A 566-nucleotide genomic window follows, 5' to 3' on the forward strand; every position below is an offset into this window, starting at 1 on the left:
AAAATGGTATTGAGCATAAAATTTTAATAACTTATGTTATTGCAAAGGTCTCAGAGCGTGTCTCCTCCGATTTCAATCGTATCCACGCGCTGTGCAGAATCCTCTCGCCCGCCTTTCCGCAAATTGAAGAAGGCGGGCCGATCGAGGATGAGGCGTTTAGAGTAAGGTTTGATATTTGAAATTCAATGTATATTTGGCCATAAAAAAAACACACCTTGACCTTGGCAGTTGGAAGGATGTTCAACTTTTGAGGTGTAGTTCACTTCCATTCAGACGGCCTTTCCACCACTTACCCCCAGCTTGACCGTCCACCCCCGTTCAAACTACCTTGCAGGTTTCACCGTCATCTTGGAAATACCCGCCATGACCATCTGCCAATCCTACCACCTTACCTTTGCCCGTTTTTCTCCCTCACTTTCAGTCCGCTCCTTTAGCGCATCCGAAGCGGTCAATACCGCCTACCGTGTTGAAATTACCGCCACTTCCACCGACTCCTCGTTGCCGCTGTCTTTCTACCTCAACCAGCGCGCAGCGTTTGAAATCCGTCCGCAGGAGGCCGTATTGTC

Annotated in this window: 1 protein-coding gene; it reads left to right on the plus strand. The window is 48.8% G+C overall.

The annotated features are described in order from the left end of the window. Positions 1 to 363: 363 nt before the first annotated feature. The coding region (locus HMPREF3066_RS08165; protein WP_141743199.1) for a hypothetical protein at positions 364 to 566 on the plus strand (203 nt) is incomplete at its 3' end.

The organism is Neisseria sp. HMSC03D10, from assembly GCF_001807625.1.
Taxonomy (GTDB): Bacteria; Pseudomonadota; Gammaproteobacteria; order Burkholderiales; family Neisseriaceae; genus Neisseria; species Neisseria mucosa.